The organism is Bifidobacterium sp. W8104 (assembly GCF_016100735.1).
Lineage (GTDB): Bacteria > Actinomycetota > Actinomycetes > Actinomycetales > Bifidobacteriaceae > Bombiscardovia > Bombiscardovia choladohabitans.
The window spans coordinates 633,200-653,468 of the sequence record NZ_JACFRW010000001.1; the positions used below are offsets into that span (position 1 = coordinate 633,200).

13 protein-coding genes are annotated in these 20,269 nt (G+C 56.5%); 9 read left to right on the forward strand and 4 right to left on the reverse strand.

Annotated features, from left to right (window positions below; all coding sequences use genetic code 11):
* The first annotated feature begins 2 nt into the window (after positions 1–2).
* Positions 3–2,039, forward strand: a complete 2,037-nt coding sequence (locus H3U89_RS02450; protein ID WP_198178625.1) for a DUF6541 family protein — start codon at positions 3–5, stop codon at positions 2,037–2,039.
* Here the strand turns inward: H3U89_RS02450 and H3U89_RS02455 are convergent.
* Entirely contained in the window at positions 2,012–2,998 is a 987-nt protein-coding gene (locus H3U89_RS02455; protein WP_232345452.1) for a glycosyltransferase, read from the reverse strand. The genes H3U89_RS02450 and H3U89_RS02455 overlap by 28 nt on opposite strands.
* A gap of 162 nt (positions 2,999–3,160) precedes the next feature.
* Here H3U89_RS02455 and H3U89_RS02460 point away from each other — a divergent pair, with 162 nt between their 5' ends.
* The 6 genes from H3U89_RS02460 to H3U89_RS02485 all read left to right on the forward strand — a co-directional run bounded on the left by H3U89_RS02460 (position 3,161) and on the right by H3U89_RS02485 (position 10,553).
* Positions 3,161–4,486, forward strand: coding sequence for an MFS transporter (locus H3U89_RS02460; protein ID WP_198178623.1), 1,326 nt, complete (start codon positions 3,161–3,163; stop codon positions 4,484–4,486).
* A gap of 199 nt (positions 4,487–4,685) precedes the next feature.
* Positions 4,686–5,123, forward strand: a complete 438-nt coding sequence (locus H3U89_RS02465; protein WP_198179444.1) for a (deoxy)nucleoside triphosphate pyrophosphohydrolase — start codon at positions 4,686–4,688, stop codon at positions 5,121–5,123.
* 72 nt (positions 5,124–5,195) lie between these two features.
* Entirely contained in the window at positions 5,196–8,348 is a 3,153-nt protein-coding gene (locus H3U89_RS02470) for a DUF3427 domain-containing protein (RefSeq protein ID WP_198178622.1), read from the forward strand.
* 190 nt (positions 8,349–8,538) lie between these two features.
* Entirely contained in the window at positions 8,539–9,279 is a 741-nt protein-coding gene (locus H3U89_RS02475; RefSeq protein ID WP_198178621.1) for an SDR family oxidoreductase, read from the forward strand.
* A gap of 111 nt (positions 9,280–9,390) precedes the next feature.
* Positions 9,391–9,759: a TIGR02328 family protein gene (locus H3U89_RS02480; protein WP_045934968.1), complete on the forward strand. Its 369-nt coding sequence runs from the start codon at positions 9,391–9,393 to the stop codon at positions 9,757–9,759.
* A gap of 89 nt (positions 9,760–9,848) precedes the next feature.
* Positions 9,849–10,553, forward strand: coding sequence for a hypothetical protein (locus tag H3U89_RS02485; RefSeq protein WP_198178620.1), 705 nt, complete (start codon positions 9,849–9,851; stop codon positions 10,551–10,553).
* Here the strand turns inward: H3U89_RS02485 and H3U89_RS02490 are convergent.
* Positions 10,540–11,790: an MFS transporter gene (locus tag H3U89_RS02490; protein WP_198178619.1), complete on the reverse strand. Its 1,251-nt coding sequence runs from the start codon at positions 11,788–11,790 to the stop codon at positions 10,540–10,542. The two genes, H3U89_RS02485 and H3U89_RS02490, sit on opposite strands and share 14 nt — an antisense overlap.
* Positions 11,791–11,995: 205 nt before the next feature.
* Here H3U89_RS02490 and H3U89_RS08485 point away from each other — a divergent pair, with 205 nt between their 5' ends.
* Together H3U89_RS08485 and H3U89_RS02500 are read left to right on the forward strand one after the other, a co-directional pair.
* On the forward strand, positions 11,996–17,122 hold the full coding sequence (locus tag H3U89_RS08485; RefSeq protein WP_198178618.1) for a Spy0128 family protein: 5,127 nt from the start codon (positions 11,996–11,998) through the stop codon (positions 17,120–17,122).
* A gap of 236 nt (positions 17,123–17,358) precedes the next feature.
* Positions 17,359–17,775, forward strand: a complete 417-nt coding sequence (locus H3U89_RS02500; RefSeq protein WP_045934962.1) for a hypothetical protein — start codon at positions 17,359–17,361, stop codon at positions 17,773–17,775.
* An 83-nt stretch (positions 17,776–17,858) separates the two neighbouring features.
* On the opposite strand, the gene H3U89_RS02505 is transcribed toward H3U89_RS02500, so the two are convergent.
* Positions 17,859–18,629, reverse strand: coding sequence for an MIP/aquaporin family protein (locus H3U89_RS02505; RefSeq protein ID WP_198178617.1), 771 nt, complete (start codon positions 18,627–18,629; stop codon positions 17,859–17,861).
* A complete protein-coding gene (locus H3U89_RS02510; protein ID WP_198178616.1) occupies positions 18,626–20,260 on the reverse strand; it encodes a glycoside hydrolase family 43 protein in 1,635 nt (544 codons plus the stop codon). Before H3U89_RS02510 ends, H3U89_RS02505 begins: the two co-directional genes overlap by 4 nt.
* Between the last annotated feature and the right edge of the window lie 9 nt (positions 20,261–20,269).

Here is a 20,269-nt window from a genome sequence, read left to right on the forward strand (position 1 = left end):
TGATGACCTGGCAACAATCCTGGCCACTGCTGCTGTTCATCATCGCAGCCCTGTATCTGCCCGGCGGCCTGTTGGTGGCAGCACTGGGTAGCCGCAAACCCATCTTCTTAGCGGCGCTTGGCCCTGTGGCCTCCATTGCACTGGCCGGCATCGATGGCGTGCTCTTCCAGCCGCTCGGCATATCCTGGAACTGGCGTTCCTACGGGCTTTCGGCCATAGTACTCATTGCCGTCATTCTTCTAGCACGTAAGCTCTTCAATCATTTTCGTCATCCTGATGGAGCTGGCCGAGAATCCTCGGCACTGGCAAGCGAAGGCGGAAAAACCAAACCTCGATTAAGACACTTCCTTCCGGCAGTCATCGGCACAGCACTGGCCGCCTGCAACATCGGCATCAGACTGATGCAAGCTGCGCCTTCGCCGGATCAGGTCACGCAGAATTACGACTCGGTCTTCCACTACAACGTAGTGGCACGAATTGTGCTCACTGGCCAGGCTTCATCACTGCATGCTCTTCCGCCCATCAGGGAAATATACCCAATCGCATTTCAGCAGTTCGCTGCCATGGGCGCGATGGCCTACAGACCTGCCACCGCAGTCAGCGCCGTCACCTGCACTTGGCTGGTCTTTGCTGCTCTGATATGGCCGATTTCCATGCTCTTCCTGATCAGAATCCTGCTGGGCAGACATGCCTGGAGCGATCTGCTCACACCGGTACTCGCCTCATGCTGCGCGGGTTTCCCCTTCCTCTTGCTGGATTGGGGCACCTTGTATTCCATGTTCGCCGGTCAGGTCATACTGCCTGTTTTCGTCGCGCTTACCTGGGCTTGGTGTACAGACGGGTGGCGGGAAGGCCGCCGATCCCTAGCCGGCCTTGCCTGGATTTTTCTCAGCGTCGTTGCCGTTTCCTTCTGCCATTTCAGGGTCATGATGACCGGCGCTCTTCTTGTACTGCCAGTGATTCTCATCTGGCTGATCAGGTCAGGAAGGCAACTGGCCCAAACCAACAAGCACCGTTTCCGTCTAGTCGCCGGGCTGTTGGCTGCCGGATTCCTGATCCTACTGGCTACAGGCCTCAAAATCTTTCACAACCTGTACCTGCGTGGCCCTGCACGGAAAATATCGGATCATCTCAACGGCGGCCCGGCACAGCCCACGGAAGACCTGCCAGCCGCCATAGTGCGCTTTCTGCTGGGGCAGCCCATCGATTCAGGCAACCGCCGACTGCCGGTCTACTGGCCCCTGGCTCTGACCCTGGTCCTGGCTCTGATCGTGCTCTGCCTGCACCACAACAGAAAGGACATGCTCCTTGTCTCCTCCTTCCTGCTGCTGGGTCTGGTCTTCATCGCCTGTGCGGGCACCCATGCCGATTGGGCCAAGATTCTTACAGCCTTGTGGTACAAGGATCAACGCCGCCTGTTCTCTGCTTGGCCTGTAGTAGCCATCCCCATCATGGGCATGGCCTTGGAGCATGGCATCGAAGTCTTGAAACGATATACGCCTCAGGCTGAGAAAATGATATCAATGCCAATTATGATGTTGGCAGCCACGGTAGCTGTTCTGATCTGCGCCGTGAATCCGCAGTTGGACTCCATGGAGAAGACCTTGGGCTCAACATATGCCTTCGCAGCCAACGACGCCGATGCCCCGATGCTGTCAACCGACGAATTCCTGCTGATGAAGAGAATGGGCCGCCATGTCTCGACCAGCGAGCAAGTCCTGTCCGATCCATGGAACGGCAGCGGCTACATGCTGGCTGTCGGTGGCACCACACCCTTCTACGCCCATCTGAACATGAATTGGGACCATGACCATGCCTATCTGGCCACAAACTTCGAGCACATCGACTCAGACCCGCAGGTGTGCAGGATCCTGACCGATCATCACATCGACTGGTATGCGGATATGGGCGGACCATACGTTGCCAACGATCCCCAGCATCAGATCTTCAATGGCCTCCACCCCGTTCCGCAAGCCCTACAACTGGTCGACAGCCAGGGTCGGGCGAAGCTCTACCGAATTACCGCCTGCCATCCCTGATCGACACGGTCTATCAGTGCCTGAGCCTCGGATTCCTGGGCAAACAGATCATGGTTGCTGCCAGGGCGTGTAGCCAAGCCGACTTTTAATCCTCGAGACAAGCAATGCAGGATCAGTCGCCGATCATGCGCCCTGATAAGGGTAAGAATCCACCGTCTGCCAGTAGCAAGGAGCAGTGCCAGAAATTCAATCGTTGTGAAATTGCCCCTGCTGAATCGGAACATCCATATCTTGTTGCGCACCTCGTAAAAGAAGCGGGAACCCGGGTCGGCATCGCTGGAGCCGAAGACCTTGGTCTTATGCCATACCCGACTGGCAGGAACGTAATAGCCTATGCCTGTTTTCAGCAGCCTGGAAGTGTATTCGAAGTCGTCATTCCAAAGGAAAAAGGCGGCACGTGGCAGGGTTCTTGCAGCTTGGACGGCCTTGACGTTCACCAGGCAGGAGACAAAGGACAAGGAACGGACCTGGTAGGCATGGGCGCTGGCCTGCAACTGTGGTCTGCCTCTTCTGATCGGCAGACGCCGACGGGGCTTGTTCATCCCATGCACCCTGCCGTCAACCCACACAGCCTCAGAGCCTAAAACGGCCGGCCAGGAGCCGTTATCGGCTCGAGCCTCGGAGGCAGCATCAAGCAAACCGGACAGGGCATTGGGCTGGGGCACCACATCGTCATCCATCAGCCACAGGTAGGCTTCAGACTGAGGAGGAATCTTCGCCAGGGCCGCTGCCATGCCAGCCACGAATCCTCCTGCACCGCCCATATTGTGATGCAAAGGGATCAAGTCAGGCTTCAAGGGGTGCGACAAGACCACATCCACCGATCCGTCCACACTTGCGTTATCTACGACAAGGACTCGATCAGGCTTGCGGGACTGGCCACTTATGCCATCCAGGCACTCCTGAAGGAGTTTGGAGCGGTTGTAGGAGACAACAACAGCGACGACAAAAAACCTCATAGTCTGCATTGTAACGATAGGTGAAGGTCAAATATTGAACTACAATTAGTTCTTAAATTTCCCATAGTGGACATTCAGAACAGACGAGCCTCAGATCAATGGGAGCATACAAACCAAGCACTAATTGGCTAGTCCCGATTCCGCGAGAGGAAGGCCCCAGTCATGTCGACGACACCGACACAGCCCTCATCACGAAAACAGGCTGTTTATCCCTACCTGATCGTGCTGTCGGGCATCGTCTTCACGGCCATCCCGGTATCGCTGGTCTGCAGTTGTGCAGGCATCTTCTTCACTCCTGTCAGCAGCTACTTCCATGTTCCCAAGGCCGCATTCACCGGATATTTCAGCATATTCAGCATCACCATGGTCATCTTCCTGCCCGTAGCCGGATGGCTGATGCACCGCTACGATCTGCGCATCGTCCTGACGGCAAGCACCATCCTGGCCGGACTGGGCTGCCTGGGCATGTCCCGATCATCCGCCATGTGGCAGTTCTATCTTTGCGGAGTGGTTCTGGGAATCGGCATGCCGCCCATCCTCTATCTGTCAGTACCCACACTCATCAACGCCTGGTTCCGCAAACGGGTCGGATTCTTCATCGGCCTGTGCATGGCCTTCACCGGCATAGGCGGGGTAATCTTCAACCAGATAGGCACCATGATCATCAGGTCCGCCCCTGATGGATGGCGGCGGGGATACCTGGTCTTTGCCATCCTGATTCTGGTGGTCACCCTGCCCTTCACCATTTTCGTCATTCGCGGCACGCCCGAACAGATGGGTCTGCATCCCTACGGCGCCAAGGACCAGGAGCCTGCTGCAGCTGAGGCTGCCTCCAACAGCGCAGACTCTGGAAGCAAAGACAAAAAGGACTCAAAGCTTGCCGCTTCGACTGTGGGCATGACCGCTTCCCAGGCCTTGCGCTCCCCCGCTTTCTGGGCGCTGGCGCTCTTCTGCGGCCTGATAACCATGAATCAGACCATCTACCAATTCCTGCCATCCTATGCGGCATCCCTGCCATCCATGGCAGCATACACGGGCCTGATAGCGTCCTCCTGCATGGCCGGCCAGGCTATCGGCAAGGTCATCCTGGGCATGGTCAACGACGGGAGCATCGTGGGCGGGCTATGCCTCGGCATCGGCGGCGGCATCCTCGGCGTCTGCCTCATGGTCGCCTTCCCCGGATTGCCCGCACTCCTCCTGCTGGGGGCCTTCGCCTTCGGCCTGGTCTACGCCTGCACTACAGTGCAGACGCCAATCCTGGTCACTGCGGTCTTCGGCTCGCGTGACTACACCAACATATATGCCCGGATCCAGATGGTGGGGTCCCTGGCCTCGGCCTTCGCCGCTCTCTTTTGGGGCGCCATCGCTGACCAACCCCACGGCTACATCATCATGTTCGGTCTGAGCATCCTGATTATGGTTGCGGCCTTGTTCCTGGGCATTATCCCCCTGAAAGGTACGCGAAAGTCGGCCACTCAAACCGCCTGACCGAGCCCTGCAACAATCGGCCCCACAACCATTTCGCCGCCCTGCCTTCGTTGCATTGCCCCCTTACACAGCTGACGGGTGATCCCTATACTCTCCACAGTCATAGACCTTGGCTTTTGAACACTTATTAGAAGTCAACTAGTTGTATCCTGGACCTGGCGCCCAAAGGCGGAAAGGCGATTGAGCACTCATGACCACGATGCGGACCAATCGGACAAAGACAACAAACGTAGCAGGCGGAGCCATTCTTGAAAACGGGCTGATCCTATGCGCTCAACGTGGACCAGGCCGTACCCTCGAAGGTTGTTGGGAATTTCCTGGAGGAAAGATCAAGCTCGGCGAATCACCCTCGGAAGCCCTGCGTCGTGAGATTTTCGAGGAACTTGATTGCACGGTTCAGGTATTGGAACCAGTTTGCACGACCATGTACACCTATCTGTTCGGCCGCATCGCCCTCTGTATTCAACTTTGCCGCCTTATCCAAGGACGGCCGCAACGCAGCGAACACCGAGCTCTTCGCTGGCTGGCTCCAAAAAATCTTCCATCTTTGAACTGGGCTCCAGCCGACAGGCCGGCCGTGGCCATCCTTACGGCCATGGATCAGTGCTTTGCGAATCCCCACCATGATCATCAATGAACGCCCGAAGATCCAATTCGTCGAGTCTGTCAAACCGGAGAAACTGAAACCTGCAAAGGAATCGAGGAAAATATGGATTCTAATTTGAATGCCGACATTCATCTGCAAATAGATCCTGATTCAACATCGATATTAGAAGGCGTGGTTACAGGCCTTATCGGCAACGATCCGACTCATGAGATATCTTCTGGAACCCAAGACTTCACACCCCGGCTGATCACCAACCAACCTGGTGATAATATGCAGGACGCGCTTTGCCAAGAACTCCAGGAAAGCGAGACCTTCGACATCTCGGTCGCCTTCGTATCCGCCGAGACCCTGCTTTCTCTATTCCAAGAGTTCAAAAACCAGAAAGCCAGACCTGGCAGCCGACCTGGACGGATCATCACCTCTACTAAAAACTATTTCAATCCTCCAAGAGCCTTCTGGGAGCTGCTCAAACTCAAGGACGTTACCGGAGCCGATGTAAGAGTCTGGCAAGGCGAGCAGGAATCAGAGTTAGAGGATTCAACTGACCAAGTCACATCAGGGGGCCAACCTTTCCACCCCAAAGGCTATATTTTCGCCAAGCGCCTAAAAAATGGCAAACCATACTATGACCTCTATATTGGTAGCTCCAATCTCACCCAACGGGCCCTGACGAATCAACGTGAGTGGAACCTACGCTTGTCCTCTCTGGACAGGGGAACGCTGATCGACCAAATCAGCCATGAAATTAATCGACAAGTGGCTGAATCTCAGCCTCTGACAAAAGACTGGATCGAGCAGTATGAGGAGGACTTTCGCCGCTACGCCCCACCCAGAAAACAACTCGAGACCGCACGCCAGCACAGGCACATACGCCCCAATTCCATGCAACGAGAGGCTCTGAAGAACCTGAGAGAACTGAGGGCTCGGGGCGAGCACCGGGCTATCATTATCTCAGCTACAGGAACAGGCAAAACCTACCTATCGGCCCTGGATGTCAAGCAGGTCGGTCCGGCCAGGATGCTCTACCTGGCTCAGCAGGAGCAGATATTGGAGAAGGCACAGTCTTCTTATCAGGAAATTCTGGGTTGCTCCAAGGAGGAAACCGGTCTATATACCGGCAGCGACAGGAAGAAGGACGAAAAGAAGGACAGACGCTACCTATTTGCAACGGTGCAGACCATGAGTCGTCCTGATATTCTGAAAAAGTTCTCATCTGACGCCTTTGACTATATCCTTATCGATGAGGTCCACCATGCCGGAGCTAAAAGCTATCAAGCAATCATCGACCACTTCTCCGCAGCAAACTTCATTCTAGGCATGACGGCTACACCTGAGCGCACCGACGGTTTCAACATTTTCGAACTCTTCGGATACAACGTAGCCTACGAAATACGACTGCAGAAAGCATTGGACGAGGGTATGCTCTGTCCATTCCACTATTACGGTGTGGCCGAATATCTGGGGTCCGATCCCGCTAGCAGCAATGACCGGCCTAGCATCACCGTCAATGATGATAGCCACAGCCGAGACCGCGGCCAGTTGACATATGAAATAGGGCAGCTGGCCACCCCCGACAGGGTCAGATACATTATCGATGTGCTGCAGCAGTTCAGCCCCTACCATCAGCAGATCACCGGCCTCGTCTTCTGTAGCAGACGCGAAGAGGCTCAACAACTGTCAAAGCTGTTCAACAGTGAGACCAATCAGCAGGCCGAGCGAAACTATCGCACCCAGGCAGTCACCGGGGATACCCCGGTTCCGCAACGCGAAAAAGCTATCCAGGACTTGGAAAACGGCGACCTGGACTACATTTTCACCGTTGATCTGTTCAACGAAGGCATCGATATTCCGGCGCTCAACCAAATAGTTATGCTCCGCAACACTCAGTCCAGCATAGTCTTCACTCAACAGCTGGGAAGAGGACTGCGGCTTTACGATCATAAAGAGAGCGTCATTGTCATAGACTTCATCGGCAACTATGCAAACAACTATCTGATCCCCGTGGCCCTGTACGGGAATACAGGCGATCGCGACATGGCCCGTCGCAACTTGCAACGCCATACCATAGGCCTGTCATCCATCAGCTTCGACCCCATCGCACGGACACGTATCCTGCGATCTCTGGACACAGCAGATTGGTCGGCTATGAAAAAGTTGACCGAAGCATATCGCCAGTTAAGGTTCGAACTAGGACGTATCCCTATGCTCACTGACGTCCATGCTCATGATCCATCGCTCACGCGTACCATGGCCGCCAAATTGGGTGATTATCACTCTTTCGTACGTTCTCGCGAGCGCAACCTGGGCAAGGATGGCACTCCGCCTGATCCTGTCAGCACAACCGAAACAGGCATTCTTAAATTGGCCACCGAAGTCCTGCTACCTGGTTTAAGGCCTCAGGAGCTTGTCATCCTCGAGCAACTGTGCCAACTGTCCAGGAGCGAGCATGCAAACACACCGACCGACGTTGGAAGGCTAAAGGCTGCCCTGAATGAACGATTTCCGCAGTCCTATCGGAATCCCACCCAGATCGCATCGGCTCTGCGCGTCCTGGACGGCAGTTACTTCACACCGACCCAAGCCCGCCGGTTCGGCGGTCTTCCACTAATCAACCAGATGGAGAACGGATCCATCCGACTCAACCCGACCTTCGCCGGGCTGATCGAGGAGCACAGCACCTTCCGTAACTTTTTCGTGGATACTCTGAAAACCGGCCTGCTCAACTGCCAGGATGCGCTCAGAGATGCCTCCGCCCAGGACCTGCAGTCTGGGCACGGATTCCTTAGGGGAAGGCAATACACTATGGCCGAAGTCGTGCGCCTGCTGGGCTGGGATCACGAGGTCAATGGCCAGAGCATCGGGGGATACATGGTGGATCGTACTACAGGCACCATGCCCATCTTCATCAAGTACGCCAACAGCCAGTACCAGGATCAGTTCCTGAGCGATCAAATTTTACGCTGGTTCAGCAAGAATCACAGAAGACCTGAATCCAGAGAATTCCAGTGGATGCGTCAGGGTCTGGGACAGCCGGGCTGGCAGGAGAATCACTTCATTCCGCTTTTTGTCATGCGTCGACAGGAGGCGGCAGACCGTCGCTACTACTATTTGGGCCATGTCACCGAGATAGGGCCATCGCAGACCGCGGAGAAACCAGGGCCGGACGGCAAAGGCCGAGTACCTGTCACCATCACCAACCTCGGTCTTGACCGACCTGTGGATCATGAACTCTATCGCCATCTGCTCGACGTCTAAGCGCAGCCCAGTCAGCAGAAGAGGTGCACTGTTTCAGCGGAAAATATATTGTGACCCCGCAGAACTGTTGGCATCCCAAGGACAGCTTCGGAGAAATAGCGAACCGGGATCATCCGTACGTCGGCCATCAAAGTGGGCATGCCATCCCATAGGATGGAATACGACAGCACATCTCTATAAAGGAGTGGATATGACTGATCGTCTACAAGGTAAGGTAGCAATCATCACCGGAGGAACCGGCGGCATGGGCGTGGGCATCGCCGAATGCTTCGTCCGTGAGGGAGCCAAGGTGGCCCTTACCGACATCAAGGAGAGCGATGCCTCCCGCAGCCTCATGCAGGAGCATCCCGGGCAGGTCGTCTTCCACACCCTGGACGTGACTGATGAGGACCAGTGGGTGTCCACCATCGACACCGTTGAAAAGGAGCTGGGCCAGCTGACCACCGTGGTCAACAATGCCGGCGTCGGCGACAAGGGTGTCACTATGGACGAGGAAAGCTACGATGACTGGAAGAAGATCATCGCCATCAACCTGAACGGGACCTTCCTGGGCACCAAGCATGGCATGAGGGTCATGAAGGGCCGCGGCGGATCCATCATCAACATTTCCTCCATCGAGGGATTCGTGGGCCTGAGCCGGGCCGGAGCCTACAACGCCAGCAAGGGCGGCACCAGGCTGCTGACCAAGTCCGCCGCCCTGGATTCCGCCAACAACGGCTACGGCGTTCGCGTCAACTCGGTCCATCCTGGATTCATCAAGACCCCTTTGATCAGCCAGAGCCTTGAGGACAGGATGAGCAAGCTGACGCCCCTGGGCCATATCGGCGAGCCCCAGGACATCGGTGAGATCTGTGTCTATCTGGCCAGCGACGAATCCAAGTTCGCGCTGGGTGCCGAATTCGTTGTGGATGGCGGATTCATCGCCCAGTAAGGAATTGCAGTAGGAAATTGCCTCAACCCCTCCCCCGCTTATCCGCCTCACAGTAATGCAATTAGCTAGGCTGAAGGAGGGGTTCATCTATGACCCCAACGAGGGGGCGTCATGCGACTGTGGCATCAGGATCTGATCCGACTGCTTCCCAGACAGCAGCTGCTGGGCCAGCATCGGGAGATCACTGCACTGCGGGGCCTGGGCTGGGGTCGGCGGCATGCCACCGTTGACTATGTCTTCCACCACTCCCCGTACAAGCTCTTTCAATTTCATCTTCTGGTCATGGCAACGATGCACGAGCGTGGCTATCATCCCGATCCTGCCTGGCACGACCCGCTTTACCGCGGCAGGCACTGCCCACCATACAAGGATTTAACTGCCGTGCCGTTGACAGATCCCATCTTCCCCGAGCACGATGCAGCCTATCTGCAGGAATGCTTGGAGAATCTGGCAGGGAAAGGCATCCATCTTCCCCTCTGACTGTCACCCTTCAGACGGCATGGGATCGCTTATAACAACGATGTACAATCATGTGTTGGAGTATGCTGCAGATATTTAGGGGAGTGCCCATGCCCATCATCGACATTATTAATCTCATCATTAACTCCATTACAGCCATAGCCACTGTGGTGGCGATTCCAGCGACCATTGTGTATTCCGCCCGGCAGACGAGAAGAACCTTCGCCAAGGACGATGAACGTCGCAGCTACGACCTTTACCAAACCATGTTCAAACAGGCCTCCCGAGTCGACGTCTGGGAGTCCAAGACAGTCAAAGACAAAGACCAGAAAGACGGGACCGACGAGCACCTGATTATCACCAACCACAGCGAGGGAACCATCCGCCAGGTCTCAATCCTGGTCCACTGGGATCTGCTGAAGAATTCCCATTTACGACCGATCAGCCTTAAAAACAACACGATCAACTATTACGGGGTGCCTGGATTCGGATATCATCATGCCTGGCGGACACTGCCAACAGCAGACTGGGTTATATCTATGGATCCTGACAAAAGATTTGTCTGGAGCCTGCCTACCATCTGCCCTAAGGACATCTTCGAATCCCCCCGTTTTTTGGACAAAGGCGATCCTCAGGGCAGGTGCCGACTGGCTGCTGTGGCCATAAAATTCACTGACGTGTACGGCAATATTTGGGAACGACTGTTTGAATCCGAGTATCTGCCCAAAGACCATACTGCCGATCTCCATCTCTTGTATTCGCCCGACAACCGGTTGGCGGATTTTTGCCAACCGAAGAGCATCATTCCCGAGTGAGTCTGGACACCGTGGGCACCAAGAGGGTAACCGCCGCCAGCAAGAACGCCAAAGGTAGCAGCGCCGGCCGGACACCGGTATGGTCGGCCAGAAATCCGATAGCCGGAGGAATGATCCAGGAGACTCCGTAGTAGGCAGTCGAGATGACCGAAGCACGCTGGGCCGCCACGGCTGGATCCTTGGTTGCCAGAGTAGTGACAATGGGCACGCCCAGAGCAGCTCCGACACCCCAGATTCCAGTGCCCGCAAGGCTCAACACAAAAGAGGGCGAAAGAGCATAGACCAGGATGCCCAGAGCCGAGACCAGGAGGGTCAGGACCAGCGAGCGCATGTTCCCCAACCGCTCGATCAGATGCGTCCCCAGCAACCTTGAGACGATCATGGCTGCAGCGAAGATCGTGGGAGCAAGACCGGCTTGAGACTCAGGGACACCGAAGGCATCGACCAGGCCAATGCCGCTCCAATCATTGACGGCACCCTCGCTGGCCTCCAGGGCCACATTGATCAGGGCAAGCATGAGAACCAGGGCATCGCCCCAGGCCGCCAACTGCTTGCCGAAGGCGGACGATCGCCCTTCCCCCTCCTGCCGATCCGAGCGTTCGTCGTCAGCGCCACCCTTGTAATCCCCTAAAGGCTGAGCCGGGCAGAGCCGAACGCAGGCGACCACCAGAGCCAGGCTGACCAACGCATTGACCGCCAGGTGCGCGCCTATGGCCACACCCAGATGAGACAGGAGCGAGCCCAATCCCAAAGCAAGAAACATGCCCAGGCTATATGAGGCATGGAAGCGCGGCATTATGGACCGAGAGGAGAAGCGCTCCACCGCACCGGCCTCGACGGTGTTGACCGTTCCCCAAAGGCTGATTCCCGCCGAATTGAAGAGCAGCCCTAAAACCACCCCAGGCACCGAACGCAGAGTGACGGTCAGGGCCGCGATTACCATGCCCAGGCACCAGGTGGACGCTGCCAGCAGCATGGCCCGCCGCACACCCAGCCGATCGGTCAGAACCCCTGAGACCAGCATGCCGACCAGGGCGCCACAGCCGCCCAGGATGCTCATCAGAGCCAGGCCCGAAGGTTGCAGACCGAGACTGGCCTTGACTGTTGGCAGTCGAGAAATCCATGCCGAAGTGCCGATGCCCATGATGATGAAGAACCCATAAACAGCCGACCGCTCACGCATTCCATGACCCGGAAAATCGGCCATCGAGAGCCCATGATGATCCCGTTCACTCATGCGGGCCTCCTTGCTCTGTCCATAGTTGACCCTTTTTCTCCGGAGACGCACAGCAATAGCGGAATCATAGCCAAGGATTCTGTATACTGTTCCACAGCACTTTTATCGGATGACTTGAGAACCATCGTAGACAGTCGACCGGATGACCCGAAGGGGATGCCCGGCCCGACGCCCCAAGCGGTCGTCGGCGCTCAAAAGGAGAAACGTGGCAAAGGGTAATTTGAGCGGTAAAGTCCTGGCCGGCCTGATGGCTATGGCCATGTTGATACCCACCATGGCCATAGCCGACAGTAAGCAGCCGGCTGATGCCCAGACCGCCGCATCCATATCAACATCCCCAACAACACGTGTACAGCAGGCGACTGCGACAAACCAGACGTCGTCCACGTCGACCCAAACCTCTACTCCACAGTTGGACACTGCCACATCCGGGGCAGCCCAAACCACTCAGAAGTCGAAGTCAACCCCCTCGAACCAGGCCGCGCCCATACAACCCAGCAGAAGGCCGACCGCCAAATCGGCAATCAAGGACATGCTGGACACCGACGACGCCGTGGTCACCACCCTGTCCCAGGCCTCACGTTCCACCGGCACGGCTCCTTTCGACAAGGACAACAACCCCGGCAATGACCACGATGCGGACAATGACATAGTGCGCACTTTCGATAAGTTGTCCTACACCTACTCTTTTGCCGTAAATACCCGCAGCGAGACAACCAGCTACCGCCGGGGCCGAATAGGCTTCCAATTCAAATTGAGCCAGCCTGAGGATCGGGTCACCTTTGATGTGGATTCCATGGGCTGGGCGGACAATACGCCGGGATACCAGCCAAAGCAAATTACAGAGACCATCGACGGTCAACCGACACAGGTGCTAACCGTTTACCGGCTACTCACCGCCACAGAGAATTTGTCCACCGTTATTCCGGGATCCTCCAGCGTCACTCTGGTCCTCCGGGTCCGAAGCATGCCCAATGGCAGCAAATTCGCCCCTGAGATCCAGGCCTGGGGCGCTCCGGATGCCACCACCAAGACCGATCCTGCTTCGGCCACGTCCGATTCGGTCACTGTATCGGCCAAGCTCAATCTGAACCTGCGGATCACTGGCGGAACCAATGAAGGCTCCGGCAACCAGACCTTCGACTTCAACACCCCAGCCGCCGGCAATTACCCCAACCATGAGCTGGGCAAGCGCAAGGGGATCATCAGCAAGTTCAACTGGGCCGTTGACATGCGTTGGCCCGATCGGACCAAGGGTCTCAAGGGTCTGGAGGCTCCCATTGGCCCCATAACCTTTTCCCTGTCACTGAGCAATTTGTGGCAAACCGCTGGCGGAGATGCCTACCCGAAGATAGAGGATCTGCAACCCTACTTCTGGGACATCGGCACCATCGACGGCGACTTCAACAACAGCGGGCGCAACACCGGCGATCAGGGCTGGAGACCCACTCTCAGCAACTATGGCTATGCCCGATCCACGGGTGGCACGGCTGGGAAGGACCAAGTCCAAGGCAATGGTCAATACACCGTGGCTGAACAGCGCAACAGCCAGGGACTCAAGCTGGACCTGACTTTGAAGGACTATAAAACCAACGACCCCTTCCCCTACCTGGGACACACCTATGCACTAGACGCCAAGTGCACGCCTGCCCTGGCCTCGACTGACTGCACGCGACAGGAAGTGGCCGAAATCTCCACTGGTTACCTATATGTCTTCAACCCCTCCACTGTCGGCGGCAAGGACGTGGCCAACTACTATGGACAGACCGGTCTCAGCTTGCAGAGCAAGGTCGACGACGGCGACCTGAGCGCGAAATCGCTATCAAACCAGTCTTTACCCCCTGCCTCTGGCCCCACGGACACGTCAAACCAAACCGACCAGTCCGATGACATGTGGCACAACGTCATCTTCACGCAAGGTTCCAGCACATTGAAGGCAGGCATCAGCAACATCATCCAGTACAGTTGCATGACGGCGTCTAACTATTTCGATAACGGCGTGGATTGCGGATGGTGGACCGCTCCTGACAATCTACGGGGGACCGACTCAGCAGTCGCAGGGACCAAAGTGCGGGTAACGGCCGGCTTTAACTTCAAAACCAGCAAGGCCGATCTGCCACTGCTGGGAATGTCCTTGGTCAAGATCGATCCAAAGGTAGTTGGGCTGCCGGACTCCGACGGCCTGGATCTTCCCTGGGGCAATGGCATCTGGCAGAACGGCAAATACAATGATACAACGAGCGATAAAAACCCATTGCTGGACCTGGTCATGTACGCCACCAAACCCGACGGGAAGGACTGGGAAAACGACACTGAGCAGGCCAATGCCAACATAGAGGATCTGAACTTCTATAGCACACAGGAGGAAGCAAAGAAGCATGGCACGGTTATAGGCATACTGCTGGGCGGGCGCACCGCCGCGCCCTCCAGGTTTGCCGAAGAGAATTCCCGATTCGGCTTCGGCGGATTTGTAATCAACGTCCTCCCCGACGCCAAGGTAGGTTCGGTAGCCCAGCTGACATCGGTTTCGTGCACCTTCACCCGCAGCCAATTAGCAGCTATGGCCGGGCTGAACCCTGAGAACTCAAGCGATCAGGAATGGGAGGACTGGGCCAGGAAACAGAACCCCTATGATCTGGCCAAAATCAAATCTCCCGACTTGGCCACGTCGGTCGGCGGCTATACCAAGGCCCGCTATGATCAAATGAACGGTTACCTGGGCGGGGACACCGGCGGCAATGAACACGGGGACAGCCTCTATGTAGCCGGCGAAACCAACACCATCTCCAACGCCGTAGCACAAACAAGCACCAATTCCAGACCCAAAGAATACTTTGACATAGACAGCGATCAACGGTTCGTTGACTGGCGGCTAACCATCAACACCGGCAGTTCAGCTTCCCAAGCCAACAAGGGCGCCCAAACCGAACTCTACATCACCGACAAACTACCAGCAAAGCTCCACTACATCCCCGGTAGCGCCCGATTGGGCGGCACATATACGGAAGCCACGCCTGAAATGGGCCACATAGAGGGCGGAACCGCATGTGAGCCATCAGTGAGCACGGACTCCGCAACCGGAATCACCACTCTGTCCTGGACACTGACCAACATCCCTGTGGACGGCAACAGCCGGGTCATCCACTTCTCCACCTCCCTAGGCGACCTGACTGACCCTGGCAAAGACATCGGTCCCAACGAGGACCTGACGACCTCTGCCACAGTCCAGTCAAAATACAATATGTCCCAGCCCAACACATACTTGAAGACTGCCGACTCCTTCACCATCCACGCCTGGCGGACCAACACCACCAGCCTTTCCACTTCGGCCGTACAGGATACCAATGAAGCCGGTGCACTAATCGGCTTCACCAACATGCTGAGCAGCACCCCAGGCAGTGGCAAGCAGCATCACTATGCCATCGACATCATGCCGTACAAGCAGACAAGCGGCAAACCCGACTTCCACGGGGAACCTACTTTTGCTGATATGAGCATAAAAGCCTCGGCGGGGGCTGGTCTGAGCGGAGTCACCATCCGCTACACCACAGATTCTCGATGGCGGGTGAATGACACGAGTTCCATACAATCCCAGGATTACCTCTCTTGGGACGCGGCTGACTTGAACCCAACAAGTGGCGAAGTGAAAATGCCTGAAAACGTGGTCGCCTGGGCCTTCATCATCGATGGGCAGCCCAACCAATTCCGCTATGACATTACCTTCCATATAAACCCTGGAAACAACTCCTCCGGTGACCGCTATCGGAATCGCTGGGGCAATGCATTGAACCAAATGCCTGCCCAGGCCATGGTTGTCCAGCGTTCCATCAGTGGCATCGTATGGTACGACGTCAATGGGGACGGCATCCGCTCCTCGGAAGATATTCTGCTTAAGGATGTCAAAGTGACCCTGCTCAACGATACTGACGAAAAGCCCGCCAAGTCGGTCGTCACCCCACATGATGATCTGAGCACAAAATCTGATTCCCAGGGCAAGTACGAACTGACCAATATACCGGCAGGGAAATTCCACCTGCGCTTCGACCCCGCTCCGAACACGAACTGGACCCACCTGACTACAACAATCCAAAAGGCCGACACAGCCACCCAGAGCGAAAACTCCTCAGCCAGCGACTTTCTGGAGGACGGAACCATGAAAGGCGCCGTCATCAACGATATTGAGTTCCAGAAGGCCGAGGATATGGTGGACGCGGCCAGCCAATCCCTGGATTTCAACAACTGTGGCCTGACAGGAATGATGGACACCGATGAAGTGTCTGCCGGAGTCGAAGTACGGATCCAAGGCAGGAACTGGCTCGGTACAGACTCCTTCGCATTGAATGTCAAGCCCCTGGATGGCGCACCGTCCGCAGCGTTGCCCAGCCAAATCACCATCAACGCCGACAACCAAAATACCCAGGTGCCCGTCAACGTGTATGATTTGCCCGGCGATGGCAGCTACAGGTATCGTATCCACCAGGAAACCGGCTCCATTCCTGGCCTGACGTATGATCAGACCGCTGCAATCCTGACCATCACTTTGACAACCGATGCAGCTCGGTTACACCGTACCGCCAAGGCGCAGTGGACCGGCAGCAAGGGCAGCAAGATAGACACGGCGGTCTTCACCAACACCTACCAGGCCAAGCCGGCCACGGTCAAGCTCACCGCCTTCAAGCACCTGGAAGGCCCGGGCCTGAAAGCCGGGGAGTTCGACTTCCTACTGCAGGACAAGAAAGGCGGGAAGCCGGCCCAAGCATCCAACAAGGCCAACGGGACCGTCGAATTCCCCGACCAGACCCTGTCCGAGGCCGGCGACTACACATACTCCGTGAGCGAGGCCCAGGGCAGCCTGCCCGGCATCACCTACGACCAGAACACGCACCAGATCGCCGTCCACGTCACCGACGACCAGCAAGGCCAGCTCCAAGCCACCGTCACCGACAACAACCCCACCTTCACCAATACCTACCAGGCCAAGCCTGATAAGCCGGATCAACCAGATAACCCCGCCGACCCTGGCAACTCCGGCAACTCCGGCAACTCCGGAGAGCATGACAAGCCGAATCCGCCGGTAGAACCGAGCAAGCCGAGCGAGTCCGATCGTGCACCCAGCAAACCGGATCAAACCGGTTCCGATAGCCAAAAGACGGCACCGGGAAGCCAATCTTCTGATGGCCAGGCGAAGTCCTCTACGGATTCCCCGGCCCTAGCCGCCTCAGGCTCAGACCCAGTCATGCCTGCAGCGCTGACTTTCGGCACTGCCGTCCTCGGCCTGGCGCTGATGTGCTTGCTTCGGCATCGCAGGAATCGAGAGGCCGACCTTGGCTGATAGTTTACCGCATGCGAACACAGTCGGACACGTTTCTCACTAATGACAGCCACCTATGGCGAACCTCACGGTTCCCTGCCCCTATTCGCAGACGAAATTTGGTATTCTTGCAAGTGGAAGGAATCTTGCATCCAGAGGTCACCGTCGACGATGGACGGTCACCTGAACGGTCATGGCCCTGCACGGTCATGATGTCGATTGTCACACGTGCAGGCCGTCATACAGAAAGGTCAGTCATGGCAGACGATACAGTCATTGTTGTTGATACTTCCATGTTCGGAAAAGATGCCGCCGCGAAGACGGCCAAGGCCAACGAGGTCGCCCGCAAGTACGGCATCAGCGACGAAGCCCTCAAGAAGGTCGAGGATTACAAGAATCAGTTGAGCTACCACCAGGCATGGGACCTGCCTTTCCTGGGCTACGTGGACGAGGACGGCTATGGATACGCCTACGTACCCAACAAGGCTGTCGCGGCCGACGGCTGGGATGCCCATAAGGCTTTCCTGGACCTGCCCGATGATGCCCAGACGGCATTCGCCATCCGCATGCTCTTCACCCATCGCGACGTCGACCGCCACGGTGCAGAGATGTTCCTTCATCACGGTCGCGGGCTGACAGTCCGCTTCCAGGAGCCCACCTCAGCCAGCTACTGAGCTCGAACTACCTTGACCAACTCGACCCCCGGTCCTGTCGTAATAACCCCCTGACAGGGCCAGGGGCTTTTCCATGCCGAGGATCAAGGCAGAAGCCCCATCCAGGCAGGCGCTAACACCCCGATGCAGGCTCCGACGATCGGCCCGACAAAGGGTATCCAGGCGTAGCTCCAGTCCGCATCCTTCTCGCCGGACATGGGCAGAAGGCAGTAAGCCAATCGAGCGGAAAAGTCACGTGCGGGATTCATGGCCGCACCAGAAACCCCGCCCAAGGCCATGACCAGAACCGTGATGACCAGGGCTACGCCCAAGGGCCCGACCTGGGTAGGCGTCCCTCCATTGAGGAAAACCCAGGTAACCAGGATGGCCGTGCCGATGGCCTCCGATGCCAGATTCCAGAAATTCGAACGTATGGCCGGTTTGGTGCAGAAAACCATGAGTTTGGTATCTGTATCGGTCGGAAGTTCGAAATGCTTGCGAGTGCCCAGGTAGCCCAGGCAGGTACCGAAGAAAGCCCCCAGGAACTGAGCGGAAATGAAGATGGCCACATTGGCCAAGGTGACCGGAATGCCGCCCTTGCCCATGGCCAGGCCGTTCAAGGTCGCCTGTGGATCAATCCAGTGACCGACCACCCTGGCCAGGGTCACCGCCGGATTCAGATGGCCGCCCGTTCTCCACCCCGCATATACGCCTACATAGACAGCAAGACCCCAGCCCAACGAGGCGTTGATCCAGTCGGCTCGATAGGCCCCTGTCTTGGGGAGCGACCTACTGGCGGCAACCATGACCGCGATGGCCATCATAAGGGCGGTGCCCATGAACTCCGAGCAGAACATCTGCACACCGCTGATCATGGTTTCTCCTTTAGCTCCCTGTAATCAAAGGAGCTGAAAGTGGCCAGGCTCCCATAACCCGAATAATCAACCGCTGCCAAGCCGACGAAACCACCGGTAAAGTAACCGTCAATCTGCTTATACACATGGTCGTCCGAAAGGACTGCCGCATCCAGGATAACCGGAACCGTGGCCCAGTGACGACCATCGAATGAGTATTGATAGGAGTAGGACGAAGTGCGGACTTTGGTTTTGAACCAGACATGAGCGCCCGTAGGCACAGGAATTGCTTCATCCTTGAGATATGAGACGTAACGATTTCCATCAGATTGGGCGACCTCAATCACCCGCGTGCTACGCCTTTCGTCCCAGGTGACAAATATCCAACTGAAATTTGCGTCGCTGTAATAGTTGGTCAACCCCGCCATAGCCTGATAGGACCTCGGTTCGAAATCCATCCGCACCTGAGCGTCGAAGTCGAAGGCCTGCCAGCGTCTGGCCACCAGAGACAAGTCAAAAAGATTATGCAGCGACCCCTGGCCCCTCAAGCGAAGGGAACCTGCACCCACTGAGCCCATTTTTTCATTGAAGGGCACCCGTAACGTACACCAATCCGGACCAAGCGTATCCGATTCGAAATCATCATGCTGATGGCCCTCCTCGTGTTCTTGCGAAGACACTGGGGCATCCCTGGGAGCCTCCACATACCGACTGCCTCCGTGGCCTCCCTGGATGTGAGGCCATCCGTCCTTGTCCCACTCCACCTTCTGGATGGATGTCTCGCGACCTAGGGTGCACCACCCTCGAGGATCCACGACCGACTCCTGGGGTCGGTGCCAGGGACGAGCGCACAACGATGCGTAATACCACTCTCCCGTGGGGGTGTCCACCAGCGATCCATGCCCCTGCTTCTGCAGGTAGGACCGTGGGGTATCGAAATTGCTCAGGAAAGGCTCATCGCCCGGCATGGTTTCGAAAGAGCCAGCCTGAAGCGTCCGCGAACGAGAGACGGTCTCTTGATGAGAGAAAGTCGTGCCCCCCTCGGCCGCGAACAAGTAGTACCACCCATTGATCTTGTAAAGATGAGGGCCTTCAGACAACCTGACATCCGTTCCCCTCCATATGGTTCTGGATGTCTCAGGCAACAGCCGCATGGTGGATGTGTCGAATTCAGTCAGTGTTATTCCATCGAAGTGATGATGATACTCACGATGATCCCAGGTCTGCTGAATCAGATACTTTCTGCCGTCATCGTCGTGGAAGAGGGACGCGTCGAATCCCACGTAGTTGATGGGCACTGGATCGGTCCAGGGTCCTTCTATGCGCTCGGCGCTGGTCAGATAGTTGGTGCCATCCTTGAAGGTGCCCGTGACGGTCTTGATATCCGAGAAGACCAGCCAAAACCGTCCATCGGAATAGGAGAGGTCAGGAGCCCAGACGCCGCCCGAGGAGGGGTCACCACGCAGATTGACCATTCTCTCGGAATTCAGGATGCTGGTCACATATTGCCAGTGGACCATGTCACGTGAAGAATGGACGCGTACGCCGGGAAACCACTCGAATGTGGAAGTGGCTATATAGTAGGTGTCCCCAACACGAATCATGGATGGATCAGGATGGAAGCCCTTTAACACCGGATTGTCAATGATCATCTGTATTTC